The sequence below is a fragment of the Rhizobium sp. IBUN genome (genome assembly GCF_000510625.1).
Taxonomy (GTDB): Bacteria; Pseudomonadota; Alphaproteobacteria; order Rhizobiales; family Rhizobiaceae; genus Rhizobium; species Rhizobium altiplani.
Map to the genome: position 1 here is coordinate 13493 of NZ_AZNV01000029.1, position 22769 is coordinate 36261.

The window sequence follows — 22769 nt, forward strand, 5'->3', positions numbered from 1 at the left end:
ATGGCGAGTCTGGCGAAGCTTGAGAACGGCAATCTTTCAGAGCAGGTTTACGCTGTCATTCGCAACACCTTGATGGATGGCCGCTACGAACCCGGTGAACGTCTACGCATCAGCGGGCTGGCATCCGAACTTGGGGTTTCCATCACCCCCGTACGCGAGGCGATTTTCCGGCTGGTCAGCGAGCATGCGCTCGAAATGAAAGCCGCGACGGCCATCCACGTTCGCGATATCGCACCCGACGAATTGCGGGAGATTCAATTTATTCGGCATTTCATGGAGGGTGAGTCTGCCGCGTTAGCGGCCAGCCGAATCACGCCCAAGGAGCTGGCTGAATTGGAGATCTTGCAAGAGAAGTTTCGTAATGCCGCGGCGGTTGATCCCGAAGAAGCCGCCCTTCTTAATCGGCAGATACATTTTGCCGTCGTTGCGGCCGCACGTATGCCCCTTGTGTATGCCACAGTGGAGAACATGTGGGTTCTTATGGGGCCGTTGCTCAGAACGTTCCACAAGACCATGCCTGTACGTGACCTGACGAGTGGTTCTCATAAACATTACGACTTGTTGGCCGCGCTCAGGAACGGCGACGCGGCGGGGGCGCGTGCTGCGCTACAGGCTGATATTGCATGGGGCAATGCGCTTATTGGCTGGCTCGAACAGCAGAGGGCGAAGTCGGACTGACATTTCGCCCTCTGCTACCGCCCTGACTAGAGGCTGTTAAGGACAATCTGCCTTAGATCCTCGTGGCCGGCTGCTCGGCGCGAGCAGCCGACATCCTGTCCGTAGTTTGTTGTCGCAATGTCAATTAGAGGTTCGATTTCATCGCGCGAAAGTCCGAGCTGCTCAAAGCCACCGGTCAATCCAATTGAGTTCATGAAGGTTTCCAGAATACTTGGAAGCATTTGCGATGCATCGGCGACCGGTCTCCCGGCGCAGCTGGGATCAAAGATAGCCGATACGCGGGCAAGGCGTTCTTCAGCCACGGGAAGTGTCCAGCGCACGGTCGGCACCAAGCACGCTGCACAACTCTCTCCATGCGGAGTGTCCTTGAGCGCACCCATCGCCTGGCCGAGAGCATGCGGGATGCCGACGCCGATGTTTCCGAGCGTAATGCCTGCCATGTAACAGGCCTCAGCCATACTCACGCGAGCACTAAGATCATCGGGGTTGTCGCAGGCTGTGGGTAGATGGGCCGCGACCAATTCCATGGCTCGGATCGAGAAGACGTCCGTCCAGCCGTTTGGCCGAGTGCCGATGAAACCTTCGAAAGCGTGTAGGAAGGTATCGATGCCCGTCGAGGCCGTCAGGCGCCGCGGTTTGGTTAAGTGCAGATTCGGATCCACCAGCGCCACGTCCGGGTAGCAGAAAGGATGGATAATCGTCGCCTTGAGCTTGCGTTCCGGGCTAGATAAGACGGCGAATGGGGTTATTTCGGCACCGGTGCCCGCATTGGTCGGCACTGCAATGAGTGGCAGGCCGCGTTTTTCCGGAACACGAACCTGCGCGTTTCGCCGGCTCGTGAAATCCCAGACGTCACCACCGTTAGTGATACCAAGTGATACGGCTTTCGCGGCATCGATTGTCGATCCGCCGCCGATGGCAATCACCAGATCGACACCAAGGTCGCGCGCCTTGGCCGCAGCACTGTTGCAAGTTGCAGCACGTGGGTTAGGCACGATCTCGTGCCACAAGTTCGTCCGCACGCCTGCTGCAGAAAGGCTGGCGACGAGTGCGCCTTCGAGCGCGGACGACTTGAGGAAGGGATCCAACAGAACGAAGGCATTACCGCCTAGGAGCGCCGCCTCCTGCGCCAGCGTATCGCTTGCGCCGGGGCCGAAGCGAAGGCGCGTTGACAGCGCCACCTGATAGCTCAATGGGTCTTGCATTGGAGTCTCGTGATTAGAAGGGAACGAGAAGGCGGCGGAGGCCGCCTCCGGCAAAAATTAAAGCTCAATCCAGGTGGTTTTCAGCTCGGTATACTTGTCAAGCGCATGAATCGATTTGTCGCGACCATTGCCGGATTGTTTAAACCCGCCGAATGGGACCGTAGCATCCCCATGATCGTAGCAGTTCACCCAGACCGTGCCAGCCCGCAGCTTGCGAGAGATCTTGTGGGCCCGAGAGAGGTCGCGCGTCCAGACCGCGGCCGCCAGCCCGTAGCTGGTGTCGTTCGCGATGCGGACGGCTTCCTCATCGTCTTTGACTGTAATGGTGGACAGCACTGGTCCGAAAATTTCCTCCTGGGCGATAGTCATCGAATTCTTAACGTCGGCGAAGATGGTAGGGTTGACGTAATAGCCACCCAGATCCGTGGTAGGCCTATCGCCGCCAAGAACAAGTCGGGCGCCTTCTTCGCGGCCCTTGGCGATGTAGTTCTCAACGCGCGTGCGATGGCCATCCTCGACTAGCGCTCCAAGTTTTGTTTGCGGGTCGAGCGGGTCACCCGGACGGATGGACTTAGCCGTCTCGACGACGATGTCTAGGAACTGGTCCTGGATACGCTCCGACAGGATCAACCGTGAGGGCGCAACGCAGACTTCTCCCTGGTTGAAGCAGATCGCGGTCGCTGCACGTTCGGCCGCCACGCGCAGTTCCGGCACGTCATCCAGAATGATATTGGGCGACTTACCACCGCATTCTAGATAGACACGCTTCATGTTCGACTGCCCGGCGTATTGCAAGAAGAGCTTGCCGACGTCGCCCGAACCCGTAAAGGCGATACAGTCGATGTCCATATGCAGACCGATCGCCTTGCCCGCAGTTGGACCGAAGCCGGGCACGACATTGAAGACGCCCTCGGGGATACCTGCCTCGGCTGCGAGTTCAGCCATACGAATTGCCGTCAATGGCGACTGTTCGGCTGGCTTCAAGACGACAGAATTACCGGTGGCCAGCGCCGGAGCAAGCTTCCAGGTCGCCATCAGCATAGGAAAGTTCCATGGCACCACGGCCCCGACGACGCCGACTGGCTCTCGCGTAATCGTGGCCAGCTGTCCTGGCCCTGTCGGAGCGATCTCGTCATAGAGCTTGTCGGGGCATTCGGCGTACCATTGCAAAGTGTCCAGCACGACGTTTACGTCTATCTCGCGGCTTTCAGAGATCGGCTTGCCCATGTCGATGGTTTCGAGAATAGCCAACTCGTCCATATGCTTTTCAAAAAGAGCAGCGAAGCGCTGCAGCACCTTCTTGCGAGCCTTTGGAGATTGATCGCGCCAAACCCCGGTTTCAAAAGCGCGGCGGGCCGCCATGACAGCCTTATCAACATCTGCCGCGTCGCAAGCCGCGACACTCGCGATTACTTGGCCGTTCCTTGGCGATATGTTGTTGAACGTCTTGCCGGAGGTGGCGTCGACAAACCTGCCGTCGATGAACGCTTGACCGTTGATCTTCAGAGCTCCGTGAATTCTCTCGATTTCCGACTTCGTTAAACTCAGTCCCATTGCAACCTCCCATAAATTTTCAGATGACATATATGATATATGATGTTAGATGCTCTGCCGCAAGCACGATTTGCGCCATCGCGGCATTGGAGGAAACAGCTTGAGCAATGAATTGAGAAACGATTATCGTCCCAGCGAGGCGACGATCGCGAGGATTCGCGATCGTGCGCAGTTCGTTCGACTCGAAACGATCCGGCTAATCGAAATTGCCAAAGTAGGGCATTACACATCCGTCTTCTCGGCCGCCGAGATCTTCTCAGCGCTGTATTACGACGTCATGAAGCTCAGCCAAGACCCGAAGGAGCCTAGTCGTGATCGGTTCCTCATGGGCAAAGGTCACGCTGCAGTGGGCTTGTTCCCGATCCTCGCTGACCTCGGCTACCTCTCAGCCGAGCTACTCAATGGCTATACCCGTCTCGGAAGCCCGCTCGGCGATCATCCTGACATGCGGAAGGTACCTGGCATCGATTTTTCTTCTGGCTCTATCGGCCACGCCCTATCGAACGGTCTTGGCATGGCGCTCGCAGGCCGAATGCAGGGATTGGATTTTACAACGTTCGTCATGCTCGGCGATGGCGAAATGCAGGAGGGCCAAGTTTGGGAAGCTGCTCTAGGTGCGGCCCATCACAAACTCGATCGCTTGATCGCCATCGTGGACCGGAACGGCTACCAGCTTGACGGTGCGGTTGATGACGTCATCGGGATTGAGCCACTGGACGAGAAGTGGCGAGCGTTCGGATGGGAAGTGCAAGTCGTGGACGGTCACGACGTCGCCGAGCTGACAGCGGCGTTGCGCCGCGCCAAGGCTGACAGAAGCCGCAATCGGCCCTGCTGCATTATCGCCCGCACACTCAAGGGCAAGGGCGTTTCTTACATGGAAACCGAGCCCGGCTGGCATCTCGGCTACCTGGACCCGGTCGATGCCGATGCCGCCCGTGCCGAAATTCTCTCCAAGGTGATCTGATATGAATGTTTCGATCAATAAGCGCCCGCAGTCACCCAACTCCTGGCACTATCGGGAGCTGAATCAAAAAAATCCTGGACTGGATCATCTTTCGAACGGGCTCATCTCATTGGTGAAGGCCGGACACGAAATCATGGCGGGCTCGGCTGACCTGCAATACTCGAATGGACTCAACCGCTTTGCCGCGCGTTATCCCGATCGCTATGTCGGGTTTGGCATTTCCGAGCAGAACATGGTCTCGGCGGCCGCGGGTATCGCTACAACGGGTATGATGCCTTACGTGGCAACCTTTGCATCGTTTCTCGGGCTTCTCACCTGCGAACAAATCCGAATGGATGTTGCCTACTGTGCGCTCCCTGTTCGTCTCATTGGCCATCATACAGGGATAGCGATGGGGTTTTATGGGACTTCGCACCATGCGACCGAAGACATCGGCACGATGCGATCGATCGCCGATCTCACTGTTGTCTCGACCGCTGATGGCCCGCAGCTGGAAGCTGCGATCCGTGCAAGCATCGACCACGATCGACCAATCTACTTTCGCACCGGACGTGGCCGTGAGCCGGACCTCTACGACCCGAAGGCCGATTTCGTATTCGGTAAAGCGATCGAACATGCTCAAGGTGAGGAACTCACGATCATTGCCTGCGGTCTCCCGGTCCATCCAGCCGTGCAGGTTGCTCGCCGTCTGAACGCGGCGGGTCGTTCTGTCGGCGTAATCGACATGGCGACAGTTAAGCCGATTGATCGCGACGCGGTGCTTGAGGCGGCTGCGCGTTCGAAGCTGCTAATGACCATTGAAGAGCACAACATTCTCGGTGGCCTTGGCGCGGCGGTCAGCGAAGTCCTAACCGATGAAGGCATAGGAAAGCGCCTCATCCGTCACGGCATACGGGACGAATATGCCCTCATCGCACCTCCTACGCATCTCTACCGGCACTACAAGCTGGATGAAAACGGCATCGAGGAGGTTGTCCGCAACGCAATTGGCTGACGAGACCCATCGACATCGATTTGAGATCGTCCCGGGATGGGCCCGGGATCGGGAGGAGGAAAGTATGAGACATTATCGAAACATCGCAATGGCAACCGCCATGGCGCTCATTTTGCCCGGCGTTGCCACCGCCGCAGACAAGCATGAACTTTATTCTCATTTGCCCAACACAGCTCTTTCGGGGGTGATCGATTCGCAGATGGCTTCGCGTGCTAGCATCGCGAAGGCACTACCGAAAACGCCCAAAGATCCGAATAAGATCGTCATTGGCTGGACGGAAATTACACTCGGTAACCCTTGGTTCGTTGAGGTCGTCGAAGCAGCCAAGCGCAAGGCCAAGGAATATGGTGGCTTCACCATCGACGTCCAGGTCGCCGACGGCGACCCGTCCAAGACCTCTGCCCACTTCGACTCCTTCATTGCACAGGGCGTGGATGTGATTGTAGTCGATCCAACCGATGTCGTCGGCGCGGCCACCGATGCACAGCGCGCGGTCGATGCAGGTATCCCGGTAGTCGCACTTGGTACAGTTCCGGATGCCAGCGGCCCCTTCGTGACCACTGTGCTCGCAAATCCCTTCGGCAACGGCTTTGAAGCCGGGATCTATACGGCAAAGCATATCGGTAAGGATACGCCGATTGTGGCCGGTGTGACGATTGGCACGCTCGGGAACTCTACTTCGGAGAGCCGCATCACGGGCCTTCTGTCTGGGGTCGTCTTCGAGCGTTCCGAGGAACTCAAACTCGGCATGAGCCGCGAAGATGCCCAGCTCAAGGGTTTCAACCTGTTTCAGGACCTGAAGAACAAGGGTTCCTTCAACTGGACCGAAGGCAGGTTTGAAGTTGTCGGCATCCAACCAGGCGGTTGGACAGAGGAGGGAGGCCTGAAGGGCGCAGAGGATCTTTTGGCCGGATATGGCGGGAAGATTAATCTCATTCTCGCCGAGAATGACTTCATGGGTATCGGGGCGATCAAGGCGATTGAGAACGTCGGGAAGAAGGGCCAAATCGTCGTGGCCTGCGCCGCCGATGGATTCCGCGTAGCGCTGGACCTGATCAAAAGTGGTGACCTGCTTGTTACGGGTGCCAACAGTGGGCGATCGACCGGCGAGGGCGTTATGAAACTGCTCGACGAGATGTTCCACAAGAACTTCGACGCCAATGATCTGCCGCTTGGGTCGTACTTCCCCTCGGAGATCATTACGAAGGAGAACGTCGACAAGTTTTACGATCCGGACCAGTCGAACCCGTTCTTCAAGTATGAGGTCCCGCCTTTCCGAACGGTGTCTGATCTGCGCGGATGAGGAACCAATTGGACGCCGCCACCGGCGGCGTCCATCGGGAGGAAATACGATGCATTTGAGAATGCAGAACATCGCCAAATCTTTCGGTGGCGTCTCGGCGTTGCGCGGCGTCGCGCTGGAGGCGTTCGGCGGCGAGGTCCATGGACTGATGGGCGAGAACGGAGCGGGAAAGTCCACGCTCATGAAAATCTTGGCAGGAGCCTATCGCCGCGATGCCGGCGAGATCGAACTCGACGGAACGCGCGCCGAAATCACGTCCCCGCATGACGCCTTCGAAAAGGGCATTTCGGTTATCTATCAGGAATTCTCGCTGGCAGGACATCTATCCGTGGCCGAGAATATCCTGATCGAAGAGTTCGGCAAGCCGGGATGGCGGATCAATTGGGGAGATCTTCGCGCCCGGGCTAGTGCTCTTCTAGCGGAGATGGGTTTTGAGGATATAGATCCAATGCAGCCGGCGGGTGAACTGCCAGTAGCGTACCAACAGGTTGTCGAGATCTGCAAAGCACTTTCACGCAAAAGCCGTCTTCTTGTCTTCGACGAGCCGACAGCAGTGTTGACTCATTATGAGACGGAACGGCTGTTCCGGCTCATAAAGCTGTTGAAGTCGCGGGGAGTGTGCATCCTTTATATATCACACCGACTGGAAGAGATTTTCACGCTGTGCGATCGCGTGACCGTCATGAAAGATGGACAGACGGTCGGCTCTTGGCCGATCGGCGAACTCGACGAACGCAAACTCGTGCAGCTGATGATTGGGCGCGAGCTTTCAGACCTTTTTCCGCCACGTCACGCTGTGATCGGCGAGATATTATTGGCGGCGGAAGGCCTAAATGCCGGGCCAATGGTCAGAGACATATCCTTCCATGTGCGCGCGGGCGAGGTGCTTGGCGTTAGTGGACTGGTTGGTGCTGGGCGCACCGAAACGATGAGGGCGGTGTTCGGTGCCGATCCGCTGCAGTCCGGGACACTGCGGCTCAAAGGTTGCACGATCGTCAATAGCTCACCAGGACAGGCTGTCGCAAACGGCATTGGGATGCTGCCGGAGGACCGTAAGCAGCAGGGGGTGCTTCTTGATCTTCCAATCCGCATCAACGCGATGATGACCCCCGCCAACCCGTTTATCTCGGCCTTTGGTTTCATCCGCAACAAGGCCGAGATTGCTGCTGTGGAGGGTATCGCCAAGAGCCTCAGGGTCAAATCAGCGGGTATCGACGCCACAGCGGGTAGTTTGTCGGGCGGAAACCAGCAGAAGGTCGCACTCATGAAGTGGATCGCCGCAAGCTGTAACGTCCTGATTTTCGACGAGCCGACGCGCGGCGTCGATATCGGTGCGAAGGTCGAAATCTACCGCGTGATGAACGAACTGGCGGAAGCCGGCACGGCGATCGTCATGATCTCCTCCGACATGCTGGAGGTTGTCGGCATGTCCGACCGGGTGATCGTGATGCGCCAAGGTACGATCGCGGGCGAACTGCAAAAGAATCAAATCAGCGAGGAAGCAATCATTCATCTCGCGATGGGAACAGAGGCTTGAATACCATGACCACCAAATCCCGGCTGGCAAGCTGGCTTATCCAATACAACACGCTGTTGATGTTGATTATTCTGATTGTCGTCTCGGCCTCCCTTTCAGACGTCTTTCTGTCACCGCAGAACCTGTGGAATCTTGCGCGGCAGCTCGTGCCCTTGGCGCTGGTGTCGATAGGAATGCTGCTGGTAATTTTGACGGGTGGCATTGATCTCTCCGTTGGAGCACTGGCCGCCATCGGCGCGATGATTATGTCCATGCTGCTACCATATTTGCCCGACGGAGGCGCAATCGGCCTGTTTGTCGGTGTGCTCATTGCCATGGTGGGAGGGGCCGCGTTGGGGGCAGTCACCGGGTCACTCGTCGCCGCCTTTTCCATGGCCCCGTTCATTGCCTCTTTGGCGATGATGACGGTCGCGCGTGGTATCGCCTTTATGATGTCGAACGGGCAGCCTGTTCGGTTCCCAAGTGGGTCCGTCACAGGAGATCTGCTGCGATCCTTCGGCAGCTCCGCCTTGCCAGGAATAGGTATGCCATGGCCGGTGCTATTAGCATTCGCGGTGATTTCCACATTTGTCGTAATCATGTCGCAAACGAAATTTGGACGCCTTGTCACGGCGACTGGTTCCAACGAAGTCGCAGTGCGCCTCGCCGGTCTCGCCGTTGGGCGATATAAGCTGATGGTTTACGTCATTGCTGGCGCGCTCGCTGCGCTGGCGGGCATTGTCGCGACCTCGCGCACGGCCGTCGGTACTGCCAATACGGGCATCGGCCTGGAACTGGATGCGATTGCGGCCTGCGTCATTGGCGGCGCGTTGCTATCTGGCGGCAAGGGCTCTGTCATCAATACCATCGTTGGTGTGCTGATCTTGGGCCTCATCGGAAACATCATGAACCTGTTGTCGGTGCCTGCCTATCCGCAGCAGATCATCAAAGGCGTGATCATTGTTTTTGCGGTTCTCCTGCAGAACATTAATGGCGAACTGAAGCGGACCTGACCGTTCTGGAAGGGGCCGTCAGGCCCCTTCCGTCCCCAACAGGAATTTTGCAAGCAACTCAATCTGGCCGGTGATCATATGGTTGCCCTTGTGAACCACGCAGTCCCGCGCCGCAGCGGCCTCAAGCAATGGGGTTGTGTCAGGCTGCATAACGACTTCGCAAACCAGTGTTCCGGGAGCCAGCGTCGAGGCTGGTACCGGCAGGGGATCACCGTCGTTCATGCCGAGCGAAGTGCCATTGACGACAAGGTCGAAGCCTCGGGCGTCGGCTTGCGTAGCTCGGATGGACCGGTCGGGAAAAAGAAGCCGGAGCCGGCTGGCCAACTCCATGGCCTTGTCGACGGAGCGGTTGGCGATCGCAAGCTCGGCGACTTCGGCCCGGACCAGGGCTTCGGCGATACCGGTCGCCGCGCCACCAGCACCAATCAGCAGCGCCCGTCGGCCAATAACGCTAAGACCTCGATTCTTCAGGCCCTGAACAAAGCCGGTGCCGTCGAACATTTCGCCGTGGAAGCGGCCGTCGGCTCCGCGGCGAGCGACGTTGGCAACCTTGAGGAAATCGGCGGTCGGCGAAAGGCTGTCGCAAAGGGCTGCAACACTGGCCTTATGAGGAATGGTCACGATCACGCCAGCGAGGCTTTCAACTCGGCGAAGGCTCTCAAAGGCCGCGCGCAGATTTTCGGGAGCTACCTGCCAGGGCACAAGAACCGCGTCGAGCATTTGGTCGCGGCAGTAGGCGTTAAAGAATTGCGGCGTCCGCAGATGATGCGAGGGATAGGCGATATGAACAATCACTCGGGATCGGCCGGAAATCATGTCGACAGTCAACTGTAGTCCTCCATAGCGTTGCATGCTTCAAAATATGATATATGATATATTTTGTAAACGAGAGAATAAGGACCAAGGTATGCCCGAGAGGCCGAAAGGCATTATGCAACTATTTGATACACGGGTCGCGGTGTTTGGGGCCCCCGGTCGTTATATTCAGGGAAGGGGCGCAATTCACCTCGTGGGTGATTGTGCCGCCACAATCGGTGCGCGGGCCGTATTGGTGGTCGATGCACAGATACAAAATCTAGTCGCTGGATTGATCGGGGAAAGCTGCAAACTTGCCGGCGTGGAAATCACCGTCCTGCCATTTGAGGGAGAGCTGACCCGCCAGACAGGGGGGAATCTTCGCCGGCTACTAACTGCCGATCCAGCGCTTGTCATCGCTGTCGGGGGTGGAAGAGCGATCGATGCTGGCAAGGCGCTGGCTTCGCTATCGGATTGCGGCCTCATTACCGTTCCAACGGTAGCTTCCAATGATGCCCCGACCTCGAAGAATTTCGTTCTCTACGATGAGCGTCACCGGTTGGTTGAAGTTGGCCATCTCTTGCGAAACCCCGATTTCGTCGTCGTGGATACCGAGCTCTTGATATCCGCGCCAAAGAACCTGTTTCGCGCTGGTCTTGGCGACGCATTGGCGAAGAAATTCGAAGCGGACGCATGTATGGCGCGCGGCGGCACTACAATGTTCATGGCGCGTCCAACGCGACTGGCGCATGCGATTGCTAGCCACTGCTACGACACACTCATCAGCACCGCCCCAGGAGCGTGGCGGTCGCTCGACGCCAAGACTGTAACGGAGGATTTCGACGCCGCCGTTGAAGCGATGATATTAATGGCTGGTCTTGGCTTCGAAAGCGGCGGTTTGTCACTTCCGCATGCCATGACGCGCGGCATTCCCGTATTGCCGGGCGCCGATGTTGTTGCCCATGGCCTTCAGGTTGCTTGGGCACTGATGGTCCATTTCGAAGTACTCGGCGTCGAGCCGCCGTCCGAGCTTGTTGAGCTCTATCGTCTGACCGGTTTGCCGCTCTCGCTGGCCGATCTCGGTCTTTCCGAACAAACGGACGAAGCGCTGGCCGAACTAGCCGAGGCAACGGTCGGGGCCCGCCATGTTCACAATCTCCCCTTTTCTCTTCAGCCTTCCGCGCTGACGGCGGCAATTCGCCGGGTCGAGGAGAGGGAAACAAACCGGAGGAAATCTGCATGACAAAACCACTCGCGCTCATTACTGGCGGCGGCACTGGCATTGGCCGTGCTACGGCCGAACGTCTCCTCTCCGAAGGCTGGCGCGTGCTGGCGGTCGGACTCGATCACGATGAGGACCTGCCGAAGGAAATCGCTTTCCACAAGGCAAACGTCTCAGACACGGATGCTGTCGTTGCCGCACTTGCGGGGGAGGATGCATTGCATGGCCTCGTCCACTGTGCCGGTATCCTTCGCCATGAACGCGAATGGCAGAAAGAGGATTTTGAAGCTGTGATGAACATCAATGTGACGGCAGGCTTTGCGCTTGCAACAACTCTTCTGCCAAAGCTCGAAAAGGCTGGTGGCGGGGTCGTCATGCTGGCATCGATGTGGTCGATCTTCGGTTCGGCCGGCGCGCCGGCCTATACGGCCAGCAAGGGCGCGGTGGCGGCCGTCACGCGTTCGATGGCTGTTGCCTGGGCGCCGAGAGGCGTGAGGGCGAATTCGGTTGCTCCGGGTTGGGTCGAGACCCGCATGTCGGAGCGTGCGCGTACCAACAGCGAACGTTCCGAGAAGATCGGCTCACGGATCCCGATGGGACGTTGGGCTCAACCATCGGAAATCGCTTCAGTGATCCACTTCCTCTTGTCCGCCGATGCCGCGTACGTCACCGGTGTCATGCTGCCTATCGACGGCGGCTATTCGGTCTGCTGAGCACGGGAGATTGACCATGAAAGCATGGGTCCATCACGAACCGGGTATGCCCGATTGTCTTCGACTGGAGGAACGCCCGCGTCCGACGCCCGGCCGGGAAGAGGTGCTGATCAAAAATCGAGCGGTCGGCATCAACCCGGTCGACTGGAAATTTGTAGAATGGGGCCACCCCGATTGGGAATGGCCCCATATTCCCGGAGTCGACGGTGCCGGCGAAGTCGTTGAAACAGGAGAGGGCGCAGGTCATATTCGCATCGGCGCGCGTGTCGCCTATCACAACGATCTCATGAAGCCTGGTTCCTTTGCCGAATATACGGCTGTGCCTGTCCGTGCGCTCATTCCGCTGCCGGATGGTCTTTCGTACTCGGCTGGAGCCGCGATCCCCTGTCCTGGGTTGACCGCTATTCAGGCGATCGAAAAGGTGCCGGCGCTTGAAGGAGCGCACGTGCTCATCATCGGCGCTTCCGGGGCCGTCGGCGGGGCTTTGTTGCAACTCGCGCGTGGACGCGGCTGGATCGTACACGCTGTCTGCTCAGCATCACAGGCTGGGCGCGTGCGAGAACTCGGCGCCGCCACCACGACCGACTACCGGCGGGAGGGATGGCGTGAGTCCTTCGCCGAACGCAATATGGAGCAGCCGCTCTTTGCCGTGTTTGACACCGTCAGTGGCGACCACGCTGCCGGCCTCGCCCCGCTCGTCGCCGCCAACGGGCATCTCGTTTGCATCCAGGATCGGCAGGAGCGCGCTCCGCTGCCGGCCTTCACTACCACAATCTCGCTGCACGAGGTCGGCCTCAACGCCATGCACCACTTCGGTGACAAGGCACAGTGGGGTCGGCTCATGTCAGCGGGTGCACGCATTGCGGCTGATGCCGTCACGGGGCGGTTCGATCCGCAACTCGTTGAGGTGGTGAAATTCACCGAGTTGGGCGAGGCGCTCATGCGGCAAAAACAGGGACCAAATCCCGGGAAACGAATAGTGACGCTTTGAAGCGACTCGGAATCGTTTTGGTGGGACCGCGACGGCCGGTCCCACCAGTCAAATTAAGCCAGGACCGCCTTTTCCAGCTCACTCATCGAGGCGAGGGTCCGGACGCCAGCCGGCGCGGCGCTGTGGCTGTGGGGGACGAAAACAGTCTCCATTCCGGCGGCCAAGGCGGCCGCCGCCCCACTGCTGCTATCTTCTACGATCAAGCAATCCCTCGGATCTACGCCGAGCAGGTAGGCTGCTCTCAGATATCCCTCGGGGTGGGGTTTCCCCTCTCTCACATCGTTGCGGGCGACCGTCACGAGGCCCGGTTTCACGAGACCAACGCTGCGCAAATTGACATCGACAATGGCGCGATCGCTGTTCGAAACCACAGCCTGCCGGATCCCGGCCGCATCGAGGCGATGCCAGACGTCGAGTGCAGCCGAAAATCCCCGCAGTAGGTTCGCCTCGTTGAAGTAATGGTAGTGCTTGCGTCCCTCCCAATGCAACGGCTCGGAATCGAGGTCGAACTCGCGGCACATGTAGCGGTAAATCTCATCTGCCGAACGACCGACGACGCGCTCCATGAGATCTTTTGGCGGCGTTAGTCCCGCTTCTTCCATCGCGCGTCCTAGTGCGCGTACTGCAATATGCTCGCTGTCGACCAACGTGCCGTCCATATCCCACAAGACTGCCTTCTTCATCGTTCTCTCGCTTGGTTGTCTCGCCGGCGTTTGAAAAAGTACTGCCTGTGAAGGCGCGGTGCCGGCGTTTTGCAGGCGGCCTCCGGCCGCCTCTCATGCAAAAAATAAAAATCATTTTTTTGACTATTGCGCAATAACGAATTTCATTCTATCTAATTTGCACGGTAAGAAATTCGACGGAGGAGATAGCAATGGGCGCCACGGGAGCCGACATCGAATCACGCATCGAACGTGCTCGCATCCTGCCTGTCGTGGTGATTGAGCAGGCAGCGGACGCAGTTCCCCTCGCCAAGGCTCTCCTCGCCGGCGGGCTCGGGGTCGCTGAGATCACGTTCCGCACGGCGGCCGCCTCCGAAGCGCTATCGCGCATTCGTGACGAGGTGCCGAACATGTTGCTCGGGGCGGGCACCGTTCTAACGCAAGGCCATCTTCTGGCGGCGAGAGACGCGGGTGCGCAATTTATCGTTACCCCTGGTTTCAATCCTGCCATCGTCGAGGCCTCGCAATCGGCCGGCTTGCCGATCGTTCCGGGGGTCAACAATCCGACGGGTGTAGAGCAGGCGATGTCCCTGGGCCTGAAAACAGTGAAGTTCTTTCCGGCCGAGCCGAGCGGTGGTGTCCCGTTCATCAAAGCGCTTTCCGGGCCTTATCCAGAGATCCGGTTTGTGCCGACCGGAGGTATCGGGCCGGGCAATCTCGCAAATTATCTTGCCTTGCAGGCAGTAGTTGCGTGCGGCGGATCGTGGATGGTGGACACCAAGCTCGTTCGCGACGGCAGGTTCGATGAGATAACCCGATTGACGGCCGAGGCCGTGGCGCTTGCCGGTTCGGCACGCTGAAGAAACATTCGACGAAACAAGCGCCTCACGGAGGCGGTAACACGGAGGTTCAAATGTCCAGCAATACCCTGTCCGAGGGACTTTCTCTCAAGGGAAAGTCTTGCATCATCACCGGCGCGGCTTCAGGAATCGGCGAGGCGGTCTCCCGCATCTATGCGGCCAACGGCGCCAAGGTCGCGATGGTCGATTTTGATCGCGAGCGTCTCGCGCGCGTTTCCGACGAAATTCGTCAGGCAGGCGGTATTGTGCTGCCAATCTTTGCAGACGTCTGCGAGGAAGAAACGGTGCGTTCCTTCTTTAAGCAGGTAAACGATGAGTTTGGTTCCATCGACGTCGTCGTGAACTCCGCTGGTCGTGATAGCCTTGCTCCGCCGGTAACCCGCGTCACACTGGAAGAGTGGAACAAGACGATCGGGCCAAACTTGACGGCTGTCTTCCTCTGCTGCCGCGAAGCCTTCATCTATATGGAAAAGCAGGCCAACGGCGGCCGCATTATCAATATGGGATCCTCGTCCACGCGCGTTGCTTCCGGTCCGGGCCACAGCCCCTACCGCGCTTCGAAGCATGGCATGCTCGGCTTCTCGAAGAACATCCTTCTCGAAGGCAAGGACAAAAAGATCGGCGTCACGGTCCTTAACCCGAGCCATGTCAAGACGCCAATGACGGAGATCATCGACAAGGGCCTCTACGACGGCGATCTCGAAGCTTACACGGACGGCTGGTTGGACGAAAAGGAAATTAAGGAAGGCATCCACGCTTCCTGCATCGACGTCGACAATGTCGCGTGGCTCGCACTCTATGTCGCGACCCGCACTCCGGATGTGACGATCCCGACCATCTCGCTTTACCCAACCCACAAGGCTCATCGCTACGGCATGGAGGTTTAGGGTGATGAAAGCCGCCGTATATCAGGGGCAGGGTAGGGTCGTTCTCGACGAACGGCCTAGGCCCACGCCACGCGACGACGAAGTGCTGGTCAAGGTCTTTGCGGCCTCGATTTGTGGAACGGACCTGAAGGTATTGCGCGGCGGCCATTTCAGAGTCGGGCCCAACGAAACACGCGTCCTAGGTCACGAATTGGCCGGCGAGATTGTTGAGGTCGGCAAGCACGTAGCCCACTGGAAGACAGGCCAGCGCGTCTCCGTGGTGCCAAATATTGGTTGTGGTCATTGCGAAATGTGTCGCAAAGGGCTGAACAACATGTGCCCTGATTACGACGCCTTCGGAATCAGCATCGACGGCGGTTTCCAGCAATACATGATCGTCACCGCCGAAGCGATCTACGGGGGCAATCTCATCGAGATCCCGGCGAGTATGAGTTTCGAAGAAGCCTCGCTCGTCGAGCCGTTGTCTTGCTGTGTGAACGCATGGAAAGATCTAGCGGTCACGCCGGAAGACAGGGTCCTCGTCTTGGGGACGGGGCCGATCGCCGGCCTGTTTCTGCAATTAGCCAAAGCTTATGGAGCTAGACAGGTAATCGTCGTCGGGCGGCGCGCTGAAAGGCTTGCGGAGATCGCGCCTCTGGGCGCAACCGATCTGGTCGATTCCAGCAAGGTCGACGTCGTCGATGAAGTGATGCGTCTGACCGGGAACAGAGGTGTCGACGTGGCCCTAACGTGTGCGCCGGCTCCGGAATTGCAGAGCCAAGGTCTCGCGTGCCTTGCCCGCCTGGGAAGAATGAATTTCTTTTCGGGACTGAACAAGGGCACCCGCGTCGACCTCGACAGCAACAAGGTCCATTACTGGGGACTGAAGCTCCTCGGCTCGACTGGCTCGAGTGTCAGCGACTACGCACGGGCATTGCAATTGGTCGAGACGGGCAAGATCAAGGTTAGTGAGGTCGTGACGCATCGGTTCGGCATGAACGACGCAGTGGCCGCTTTCGACCATGCTCTTTCTGGTAAGGGCATGAAAACAATCATTTATCCGCAGGAGGACAGTTTGCGATGAAGGCGGCTGTGTTACATGCACCCGGCGATCTGAGGGTCGAAGAAGTTCCGGTTCCAGAGATCGGCCCCGACGATGTTTTGGTCGAGGTGAAAGCGGCAGGTATTTGCGGCTCGGATATCGGTCGCGTCATGGTGACAGGAACCTACCACTTTCCGACAATTCCCGGCCATGAGTTCTCCGGGCGGGTGGAGAAGGTAGGCGCTTCAGTCGAGCACCTGAAGGTCGGCGATCGTGTCGCCGTCGCGCCACTCATGCCCTGCCGGAAATGTCAGTGGTGTGAGGCGGGTAAGTTCCATCTTTGCGACGACTACGACTTTATGGGCTCGCGCAGTGACGGCGCCTTCGCGCAATATCTGTGCGCGCCTGCCACGAACGTCATCAAAGTACCGGATAGTGTCTCTTACGAAGTTGCCGCGACAATCGAACCCGCTGCCATCATTTTGCATGGCATCCACAAGCTCGACATCAAACTCGGCGACGCCGTCGCGGTCGTTGGTTGCGGCGCGCTCGGGTTTTTCGCCCTTCAGTTCGCGAAGCTTTCGGGGGCCCGGCCTCTCATCGCCATCGACGTGGATGATGACAAGCTGGACCTTGCACGCCAGGTCGGAGCGGACCTGTGCCTCAACCCGTCGCGCGACGACGTGGTATCCCGTGTAAGAGAGGCGACAAACGGCAAGGGCGTCGCGGTCTCGCTCGAATGCGCGGGATCGGCTCCAGGGCGCGACCTGTCCATCATGGTCGCGGCCAAGCAGGGCACGATCATGTTCTATGGAACGGCCTATGGCGACGTGACTTTCGCGGAGAAAGCGTTCGCACGCATCGTGCGCGAAGAGCTGCAGGTCGTAGGCTCGTGGAATTCCTATTCCCTGCCGTTCCCCGGCAAAGAGTGGTTCGACATTATCGGTCTGCTTGCGGATGGTCGCTTGATCGTCGAGCCACTCATTACACACCGTGCTGCGCTGGAGGAAGCGCCGTCCATCTTCAAGGCACTTAAAGACCGCAGCTTCGGCAAGTATCACAAGATCCTGTTCACGCCGAACAATTGATGCGTATGGGAGGAGATCATCATGGAACGCTACGTCATGTCGTTGGACGAGGGAACGTCCAGTGCGCGCGCGATCCTTTTCGACAGAGCAGGTAACGTCGTCGCTCTGGCCCAGCGCGAATTCCGGCAGATCTATCCACGCGCGGGCTGGGTGGAACACGACGCCAGTGAGATTTGGTCGACCCAGCTGTCGGTGGCCCGCGAGGTCATTTATAACGCCGGGATCGGTGCCGACCAGGTCGCCGCCATCGGTATCACCAATCAGCGTGAGACCTGCCTTATCTGGGATCGCAAGACCGGGATCCCGCTGAGCAACGCCATCGTCTGGCAGGACCGCCGTACGGCTGGCATCTGTGATCAGCTGAAAGCGGGGGGGCTCGAGCGCTACGTCAAGGACGCGACCGGCCTGGTTATCGATGCTTACTTCTCGGGCACGAAACTAGCATGGATCCTCGACCATACGCCCGGTGCCCGTGAACGAGCAGCCCGTGGTGAACTGGCGGGCGGTACGATCGACAGTTGGCTGATCTGGAACTTGACCGGTGGAAAGGTTCACGTAACCGACGCATCGAACGCCTCCCGTACTCTCCTGTTCAATATAGGCACGGGAGATTGGGATGAACGGCTACTGTCCGAGTTGAACGTTCCACGCTCGATCCTGCCGGAAGTTCGCGACAGTTCCGAAGTTTACGGAGTGACGCAGGCCGGCCTGTTCGGCAGGGAGGTTCCCGTCGCCTCGTCGATCGGTGATCAGCAGGGCGCCCTCTTCGGTCAGTCTTGTTTCAGCGAGGGGATGGTCAAGGCGACCTACGGTACAGGGGGCACCTTGCTGATGAACACCGGACCGCACATGCGCGCCTCCGAGAACGGCCTTTTGACGACCGTCGCATGGAGACTGGGCGGCAAACTCGAATACGCGCTGGAAGGGACTCTGTTTTCTGTCGGCTCGGTCGTTCAATGGCTTCGAGACGAATTGAAGATCATCCACAGCGCTTCAGAAACGGAGCTGGCTGCGCTCGAGGTTCCCGACACCAACGGCGTCTACATCGTCCCGGCGTTCAATGGGTTGTCGGCTCCATTTTGGGACCAATACGCGCGTGGAACGATCGTCGGTATCACCCGCGGGGCAAACCGCAACCATCTGATCCGCGCCTCGCTTGAATCCATGGCCTATCAGATCCGTGATGTGATCGGCCGCATGGAGGCTGATTCCGGTCTCGCGCTTGCCGAACTGAAGGTCGACGGCGGCGCTGCGATGAACAATTTCGTGCTGCAGTTCCAGGCGGACCAATTGGGCGTGCGCGTTCTGCGTCCAAAAGTCGTCGATACGACGGCGCGCGGCGCCGCGTTTCTTGCCGGACTTGCGGTCGGCTACTGGGAAAACGTGGCCGACCTACACACCGCTTTCGCGCTCGATCGGGAATTCTACCCGTCGAACGACCGCGCGACGGCCGACATGCTTTATCGAGGCTGGTGCCGCACCGTTGACCGGTCGCGGGACTGGGCCGAACACGAGTGAGGACACTCAATGCAATACACTTCCGCCGCCCGGCGCACCATGTATTTTATCGGCGTTACCACGGGCAAGTCATCGATCATGAAGGTCTTCCCGGCCTGGTCTCGCCATTTGGGTCTCGATGCCGAGATGAAGGGGATCGATTTCGCTCCTAACTCCGATCCCGTCGCCTACCGCGCTGCGGTGGAATTCATCAAAGCCGATCCCCTGTCACTTGGGGCGTTGGTGACCACTCACAAGGTCAATCTGCTGAAGGCGTCACGCGGGCTTTTTGACGAACTCGATCCTTACGCGATGACCTTGCACGAGATCAGTTCGATTTCCAAGCGCGGCGACAGGCTGATCGGTCATGCCAAGGATCCGATCACGGCCGGTGCCAGCTTCGAGGCGATCGTACCGGATGGATACTGGGCAAGGACCGGAGCTTCCTTGTGCATTCTCGGCTCGGGAGGCTCCTCGCTGGCGCTGACGCTCTATCTTCACAACAAAGTCAAATCCGGTGGCGACGTGCCGCGCAGGATCGTTGTCACGGCGCGCCGAGAAGCCTCGCTGGCCGAGATGCGCCATGTGCATGAGGAGATCGGTTTCGCGATACCGATCGAGTATCGGCTGGCGCCAGGACCGGCCGAAGCCGACCGGATCGTTGGCGACCTTCCCGACGCGTCGATGGTGGTCAACGCGACCGGTCTTGGAAAGGACGGACCCGGTTCGCCTTTGAGCGACGCGGTGAGCTTCCCGAAGGACGGACTGGTTTGGGAGTTCAACTATCGCGGTGACCTCGTCTTCCTGGACCAAGCAAAGGCGGCCGCGGAAGCACGCGGCCTCACCGTCCATGACGGCTGGGTCTACTTCATACACGGTTGGACACGCGTCATCGCGGAAGTTTTTGACATCGATATCCCAATGTCCGGGCCGGCATTCGACGATCTAAGCCGGATTGCCCGCGACGTCTCTCAATGAAAGGAAACCAGCATGGCTGACTTGCTCCCCACACTTCACGACTTCAATCTCAATAATGGCCTGAGTTCCACTCGCGAGCCAATCCGCCGCACGCTTTCCAAAATGAAGGGCATGTTCCACGATCAGGCAGCCTACGAGGCAGAGCTCGCAAAGGGCGACGCGCTCCTCTACGAATTCTACGACATGGGCGTCCCGGATAGCGAAAAGGACGTAGCCTACGGGACTTCCATCACGTATCCCGGCAAGGTCGGGGACGAGTATCACATGACCAAGGGTCATTTTCACACGGTTATCGACACCGCCGAAGTGTACTATTGCCTCCGCGGTCATGGTTACATGATGATGGAAACCCCCGAGGGCAAAACAGAATGGCTCGAGTTCCTCCCGGGCAAGGCGGTCTACGTGCCCGGTCGCTGGGCCCATCGCTCGATCAACGTTCATCCAACCGAGCCGCTGGTCACGTTCTTCGCCTTCCCCGGTAATGCCGGCCACGACTACGGCACCATCGAAAGCAAGGGCTTCCGCAAGCTGATGGTCGAGCGCGATGGCAAGCCCACGGTTATCGACAATCCGCGATGGAACGGCTGAGCGAGGAAAACGATGTCGGGTAGGATCGCCGTCACGCCTCGCTCCCTGTCAGGGTCCGGTCATCCGGTTCTGGCGAGGCTTATGGACCAGGGGTTCGAAATTGTCTTTCCGGCGCCGGGTAAAACCCCGTCGGAAGACGACCTCTTGCGTGCCGTCCCCGGTTGCGTTGGCTGGCTCGCGGGCGTCGAACCGATCAGCACGCGCGTGCTCGACGCGGCAAAGGGTCTGCGCGTCATCAGTCGCAATGGTACCGGCGTCGACAATATAGACCTTCGGGAAGCGGAAGCTCGGGGCATCACTGTCGAACGGGCCATGGGCGCGAACGCGCGCGGGGTCGCCGAACTTGCTGTCGGGCTCCTGCTTTCGTCTTTCCGTCACATTCCATGGTCGCACCAGCATCTTTCTAAGGGAGAGTGGTGCAGGCGGATCGGCCAGGAGGTGAAGGGACGCAGGCTTGCGGTCATTGGTTGCGGCGCCATTGGCCGAGAGGTCGTGGAGATGGCGCTCGGACTCGGCATGGAGGTCGTCGGTTACGACCCCTATCCCGACAGCCGTTTTGCACCCTCCGGTTTTCGCTTCGCCAACTTGGAAGAGGCTCTAGTCACCGCCGACGCAGTGTCGTTCCATTGTCCACCGGCGCAGAATCCATTGCTTGGCGGCGCGGTGCTTTCACGTATGAAAAAAGGCGTAATCGTGGTCAACACGGCGAGAGCCGAATTGATCGACGACGTCGCGATGCTCGCAGCACTCGAAAGCGGGCAGGTGATGACGTTGGCGACGGACGTTTTTCATCGGGAGCCGCCGGAAAGCTCTGCACTGCTCAGCCACGAGCGGGTCATTCTCATGCCGCATGCAGGAGGGTTCACCGAGGAAAGCGTCGACCGCGCGACGAGTGTCGCCGTTGACAATTTGCTGAAGAACCTGGTGTGACGATGAGCGTTGTCGATGCCGTGCCTCTTGGAACACCGAAAAACCTCGAGTCGGGCGAGGGTGCAACGCTCGCTTGGCTCGGCCAGGCGGGCTTTCTCATCCGCCAAAACGGTCTGACGATCGTTATCGATGCCTATCTTTCCGACTCTCTTGCGGAAAAATATCGTGACACCAAGTTTCCGCACCGACGGATGATGCCCGCTCCGGTCGCGGCGAACGAACTGCGCGGCGTCGACTGGCTGCTTTGCACCCATGGCCACACCGACCACATGGATCCCGGCACCATCCCGGCGCTCCTTGCCGCCAACCCGCAAGCGCGAGTGCTGGCGCCGCGGGCTGAAAAAGCGCGAGCGATCGAGCGAGGCGTACCGGAAGACCGGCTGGTCCTTATCGACGCCGGTGAAAGCGTTGATCTAGGCGGAGTGACGGTTACCGCGACGCCCTCAGCTCACGAGGATTTGCGGCGCAACGAGGATGGTTACCTCTTTCTCGGATTTGTTCTGTCTGGTGGCGGTGTAACGATTTGGCATTCCGGAGACACAATCCCCTTCCCAGGCTTGGCCGAGTGGCTGATGCCCTTTCGGGTCGATCTGGCCCTTCTGCCCGTCAACGGTCGAGACGCGCTGCGTGCCGCAAACGGCGTCCCTGGAAACCTCACACTGGAGGAAGCTGTCGGTCTCGCCGACGAGATCGGTGCCAGGGCCATGATTGGCCACCACTTCGGGCTGTTCGATTTCAATACGATCGATCCCCAGGAAGGGGTACAGCGGCTCGCGTCACTTAACCCGGTTGCCGACACAAGGTTGGCGGAAGTTGCGACTGCGTATCGCATCAGTCCCATCAAGCGGGAGCCGCTTTCGATCCTGATCGTTTGTCGCGGCAACATCTGCCGTTCTCCGACTGCCGACGGCATCTTGCGTGCCGCTCTTCCGGGCCATCGGATCGATAGCGCCGCGATAAAAGACTGGAACGTCGGAAAACCGCCTCATGCCGAAACTGTCGCCGTTGCTACCGGACGGGGTGTCGCGCTCGATACGCTCATCGCCCGCCAAATTCAGAAGACAGACTTCGACCAATTCGACTTGATCCTCGGCATGGACGATCAGAACATGGAGGGCATTCGGACACTGCGTCCAAAAGGCAGTCACGCGCGCATCGGCCGACTCGGCGCCTATTCGTCACCGGGAGAGGAAGCGACGATCATCGATCCGTGGGGAGAACCGCGAGAGGCGTTTGAAGCAGTCTTCGATCAGATATCGACCGCTTGCGGTCGATTGGCGCAATTCGCGCGAACGACTTGATGGGTCACG

At 58.9% G+C, this 22769-nt stretch carries 22 protein-coding genes; 18 read left to right on the forward strand and 4 right to left on the reverse strand.

Features of this window, described 5'->3' with window-relative positions; genetic code table 11:
• Positions 1-678 (forward strand): GntR family transcriptional regulator, encoded by a 678-nt coding sequence (locus RHIBUN_RS0122975; protein WP_025661326.1) that lies wholly within the window; start codon positions 1-3, stop codon positions 676-678.
• 26 nt (positions 679-704) lie between these two features.
• On the opposite strand, the gene RHIBUN_RS0122980 is transcribed toward RHIBUN_RS0122975, so the two are convergent.
• Both RHIBUN_RS0122980 and RHIBUN_RS0122985 read right to left on the reverse strand, forming a co-directional pair.
• Positions 705-1883: an iron-containing alcohol dehydrogenase gene (locus RHIBUN_RS0122980; RefSeq protein ID WP_025661327.1), complete on the reverse strand. Its 1179-nt coding sequence runs from the start codon at positions 1881-1883 to the stop codon at positions 705-707.
• 57 nt (positions 1884-1940) lie between these two features.
• On the reverse strand, positions 1941-3437 hold the full coding sequence (locus tag RHIBUN_RS0122985) for an aldehyde dehydrogenase (protein WP_025661328.1): 1497 nt from the start codon (positions 3435-3437) through the stop codon (positions 1941-1943).
• A gap of 100 nt (positions 3438-3537) precedes the next feature.
• On the opposite strand from RHIBUN_RS0122985, the gene RHIBUN_RS0122990 reads away from it, so the two are divergent.
• The 5 genes from RHIBUN_RS0122990 to RHIBUN_RS0123010 all read left to right on the forward strand — a co-directional run bounded on the left by RHIBUN_RS0122990 (position 3538) and on the right by RHIBUN_RS0123010 (position 9227).
• On the forward strand, positions 3538-4401 hold the full coding sequence (locus RHIBUN_RS0122990; RefSeq protein WP_051420081.1) for a transketolase: 864 nt from the start codon (positions 3538-3540) through the stop codon (positions 4399-4401).
• A gap of 1 nt (position 4402) precedes the next feature.
• Positions 4403-5395: a transketolase C-terminal domain-containing protein gene (locus RHIBUN_RS0122995; protein ID WP_025661330.1), complete on the forward strand. Its 993-nt coding sequence runs from the start codon at positions 4403-4405 to the stop codon at positions 5393-5395.
• 64 nt (positions 5396-5459) lie between these two features.
• Positions 5460-6698 (forward strand): sugar ABC transporter substrate-binding protein, encoded by a 1239-nt coding sequence (locus tag RHIBUN_RS0123000; RefSeq protein WP_025661331.1) that lies wholly within the window; start codon positions 5460-5462, stop codon positions 6696-6698.
• A gap of 49 nt (positions 6699-6747) precedes the next feature.
• Positions 6748-8235, forward strand: coding sequence for a sugar ABC transporter ATP-binding protein (locus RHIBUN_RS0123005; protein WP_025661332.1), 1488 nt, complete (start codon positions 6748-6750; stop codon positions 8233-8235).
• Between the two features lie 5 nt (positions 8236-8240).
• On the forward strand, positions 8241-9227 hold the full coding sequence (locus tag RHIBUN_RS0123010; RefSeq protein ID WP_037217415.1) for an ABC transporter permease: 987 nt from the start codon (positions 8241-8243) through the stop codon (positions 9225-9227).
• An 18-nt stretch (positions 9228-9245) separates the two neighbouring features.
• Here RHIBUN_RS0123010 and RHIBUN_RS0123015 read toward each other — a convergent pair whose 3' ends face one another.
• On the reverse strand, positions 9246-10055 hold the full coding sequence (locus tag RHIBUN_RS0123015; RefSeq protein ID WP_245271703.1) for a shikimate dehydrogenase: 810 nt from the start codon (positions 10053-10055) through the stop codon (positions 9246-9248).
• A gap of 103 nt (positions 10056-10158) precedes the next feature.
• Between RHIBUN_RS0123015 and RHIBUN_RS0123020 the strand changes: the two genes are divergently transcribed.
• From RHIBUN_RS0123020 to RHIBUN_RS0123030, 3 genes are read left to right on the forward strand one after another with little or no spacing between them, the layout of a single operon-like run.
• Positions 10159-11265, forward strand: coding sequence for an iron-containing alcohol dehydrogenase (locus RHIBUN_RS0123020; protein WP_025661335.1), 1107 nt, complete (start codon positions 10159-10161; stop codon positions 11263-11265).
• The gene (locus RHIBUN_RS0123025; protein ID WP_025661336.1) at positions 11262-11957 is read left to right on the forward strand and encodes an SDR family oxidoreductase; all 696 of its coding nucleotides are present in this window, start codon (positions 11262-11264) and stop codon (positions 11955-11957) included. Before RHIBUN_RS0123020 ends, RHIBUN_RS0123025 begins: the two co-directional genes overlap by 4 nt.
• A 16-nt stretch (positions 11958-11973) precedes the next feature.
• Positions 11974-12948, forward strand: coding sequence for a zinc-binding dehydrogenase (locus RHIBUN_RS0123030; RefSeq protein ID WP_025661337.1), 975 nt, complete (start codon positions 11974-11976; stop codon positions 12946-12948).
• Between the two features lie 53 nt (positions 12949-13001).
• Here RHIBUN_RS0123030 and RHIBUN_RS0123035 read toward each other — a convergent pair whose 3' ends face one another.
• Positions 13002-13631: an HAD family phosphatase gene (locus tag RHIBUN_RS0123035; protein ID WP_025661338.1), complete on the reverse strand. Its 630-nt coding sequence runs from the start codon at positions 13629-13631 to the stop codon at positions 13002-13004.
• Between the two features lie 191 nt (positions 13632-13822).
• Here RHIBUN_RS0123035 and RHIBUN_RS0123040 point away from each other — a divergent pair, with 191 nt between their 5' ends.
• Genes RHIBUN_RS0123040 through RHIBUN_RS0123080 form a run of 9 tightly spaced genes read left to right on the forward strand, consistent with a single transcriptional unit; the run spans position 13823 to position 22760 of the window.
• The gene (locus RHIBUN_RS0123040; RefSeq protein WP_025661339.1) at positions 13823-14470 is read left to right on the forward strand and encodes a bifunctional 4-hydroxy-2-oxoglutarate aldolase/2-dehydro-3-deoxy-phosphogluconate aldolase; all 648 of its coding nucleotides are present in this window, start codon (positions 13823-13825) and stop codon (positions 14468-14470) included.
• Positions 14471-14523: 53 nt separating this feature from the next.
• Positions 14524-15357: an SDR family NAD(P)-dependent oxidoreductase gene (locus RHIBUN_RS0123045; protein WP_025661340.1), complete on the forward strand. Its 834-nt coding sequence runs from the start codon at positions 14524-14526 to the stop codon at positions 15355-15357.
• Between the two features lie 4 nt (positions 15358-15361).
• On the forward strand, positions 15362-16420 hold the full coding sequence (locus tag RHIBUN_RS0123050) for a zinc-dependent dehydrogenase (protein WP_025661341.1): 1059 nt from the start codon (positions 15362-15364) through the stop codon (positions 16418-16420).
• Positions 16417-17466, forward strand: a complete 1050-nt coding sequence (locus tag RHIBUN_RS0123055; protein ID WP_025661342.1) for a galactitol-1-phosphate 5-dehydrogenase — start codon at positions 16417-16419, stop codon at positions 17464-17466. The genes RHIBUN_RS0123050 and RHIBUN_RS0123055 overlap by 4 nt, the downstream gene beginning before the upstream one ends.
• A 21-nt stretch (positions 17467-17487) precedes the next feature.
• Positions 17488-18984, forward strand: a complete 1497-nt coding sequence (gene glpK / locus RHIBUN_RS0123060; RefSeq protein WP_037217395.1) for a glycerol kinase GlpK — start codon at positions 17488-17490, stop codon at positions 18982-18984.
• A gap of 9 nt (positions 18985-18993) precedes the next feature.
• The gene (locus RHIBUN_RS0123065; protein WP_025661344.1) at positions 18994-19941 is read left to right on the forward strand and encodes a shikimate dehydrogenase; all 948 of its coding nucleotides are present in this window, start codon (positions 18994-18996) and stop codon (positions 19939-19941) included.
• Between the two features lie 12 nt (positions 19942-19953).
• Entirely contained in the window at positions 19954-20529 is a 576-nt protein-coding gene (locus tag RHIBUN_RS0123070; RefSeq protein WP_025661345.1) for a glucose-6-phosphate isomerase, read from the forward strand.
• A 12-nt stretch (positions 20530-20541) separates the two neighbouring features.
• A complete protein-coding gene (locus RHIBUN_RS0123075) occupies positions 20542-21459 on the forward strand; it encodes a phosphoglycerate dehydrogenase (protein WP_025661346.1) in 918 nt (305 codons plus the stop codon).
• A gap of 2 nt (positions 21460-21461) precedes the next feature.
• Positions 21462-22760 carry an MBL fold metallo-hydrolase gene (locus tag RHIBUN_RS0123080; protein WP_037217396.1) on the forward strand — a complete coding sequence of 433 codons (1299 nt, stop codon included), beginning with the start codon at positions 21462-21464 and terminating at the stop codon, positions 22758-22760.
• The last annotated feature ends 9 nt before the right edge of the window (positions 22761-22769 follow it).

What these genes read in the sequence shown, in the direction of transcription:
- RHIBUN_RS0122975 (WP_025661326.1), top strand. Translation starts at nt 1, where the DNA reads ATGGCGAGTCTGGCGAAGCTTGAGAACGGCAATCTTTCAGAGCAGGTT.
- RHIBUN_RS0122980 (WP_025661327.1), bottom strand. Translation starts at nt 1,883, where the DNA reads ATGCAAGACCCATTGAGCTATCAGGTGGCGCTGTCAACGCGCCTTCGC.
- RHIBUN_RS0122985 (WP_025661328.1), bottom strand. Translation starts at nt 3,437, where the DNA reads ATGGGACTGAGTTTAACGAAGTCGGAAATCGAGAGAATTCACGGAGCT.
- RHIBUN_RS0122995 (WP_025661330.1), top strand. Translation starts at nt 4,403, where the DNA reads ATGAATGTTTCGATCAATAAGCGCCCGCAGTCACCCAACTCCTGGCAC.
- RHIBUN_RS0123000 (WP_025661331.1), top strand. Translation starts at nt 5,460, where the DNA reads ATGAGACATTATCGAAACATCGCAATGGCAACCGCCATGGCGCTCATT.
- RHIBUN_RS0123005 (WP_025661332.1), top strand. Translation starts at nt 6,748, where the DNA reads ATGCATTTGAGAATGCAGAACATCGCCAAATCTTTCGGTGGCGTCTCG.
- RHIBUN_RS0123010 (WP_037217415.1), top strand. Translation starts at nt 8,241, where the DNA reads ATGACCACCAAATCCCGGCTGGCAAGCTGGCTTATCCAATACAACACG.
- RHIBUN_RS0123020 (WP_025661335.1), top strand. Translation starts at nt 10,159, where the DNA reads ATGCAACTATTTGATACACGGGTCGCGGTGTTTGGGGCCCCCGGTCGT.
- RHIBUN_RS0123025 (WP_025661336.1), top strand. Translation starts at nt 11,262, where the DNA reads ATGACAAAACCACTCGCGCTCATTACTGGCGGCGGCACTGGCATTGGC.
- RHIBUN_RS0123030 (WP_025661337.1), top strand. Translation starts at nt 11,974, where the DNA reads ATGAAAGCATGGGTCCATCACGAACCGGGTATGCCCGATTGTCTTCGA.
- RHIBUN_RS0123035 (WP_025661338.1), bottom strand. Translation starts at nt 13,631, where the DNA reads ATGAAGAAGGCAGTCTTGTGGGATATGGACGGCACGTTGGTCGACAGC.
- RHIBUN_RS0123040 (WP_025661339.1), top strand. Translation starts at nt 13,823, where the DNA reads ATGGGCGCCACGGGAGCCGACATCGAATCACGCATCGAACGTGCTCGC.
- RHIBUN_RS0123045 (WP_025661340.1), top strand. Translation starts at nt 14,524, where the DNA reads ATGTCCAGCAATACCCTGTCCGAGGGACTTTCTCTCAAGGGAAAGTCT.
- RHIBUN_RS0123050 (WP_025661341.1), top strand. Translation starts at nt 15,362, where the DNA reads ATGAAAGCCGCCGTATATCAGGGGCAGGGTAGGGTCGTTCTCGACGAA.
- RHIBUN_RS0123055 (WP_025661342.1), top strand. Translation starts at nt 16,417, where the DNA reads ATGAAGGCGGCTGTGTTACATGCACCCGGCGATCTGAGGGTCGAAGAA.
- glpK (WP_037217395.1), top strand. Translation starts at nt 17,488, where the DNA reads ATGGAACGCTACGTCATGTCGTTGGACGAGGGAACGTCCAGTGCGCGC.
- RHIBUN_RS0123065 (WP_025661344.1), top strand. Translation starts at nt 18,994, where the DNA reads ATGCAATACACTTCCGCCGCCCGGCGCACCATGTATTTTATCGGCGTT.
- RHIBUN_RS0123070 (WP_025661345.1), top strand. Translation starts at nt 19,954, where the DNA reads ATGGCTGACTTGCTCCCCACACTTCACGACTTCAATCTCAATAATGGC.
- RHIBUN_RS0123075 (WP_025661346.1), top strand. Translation starts at nt 20,542, where the DNA reads ATGTCGGGTAGGATCGCCGTCACGCCTCGCTCCCTGTCAGGGTCCGGT.
- RHIBUN_RS0123080 (WP_037217396.1), top strand. Translation starts at nt 21,462, where the DNA reads ATGAGCGTTGTCGATGCCGTGCCTCTTGGAACACCGAAAAACCTCGAG.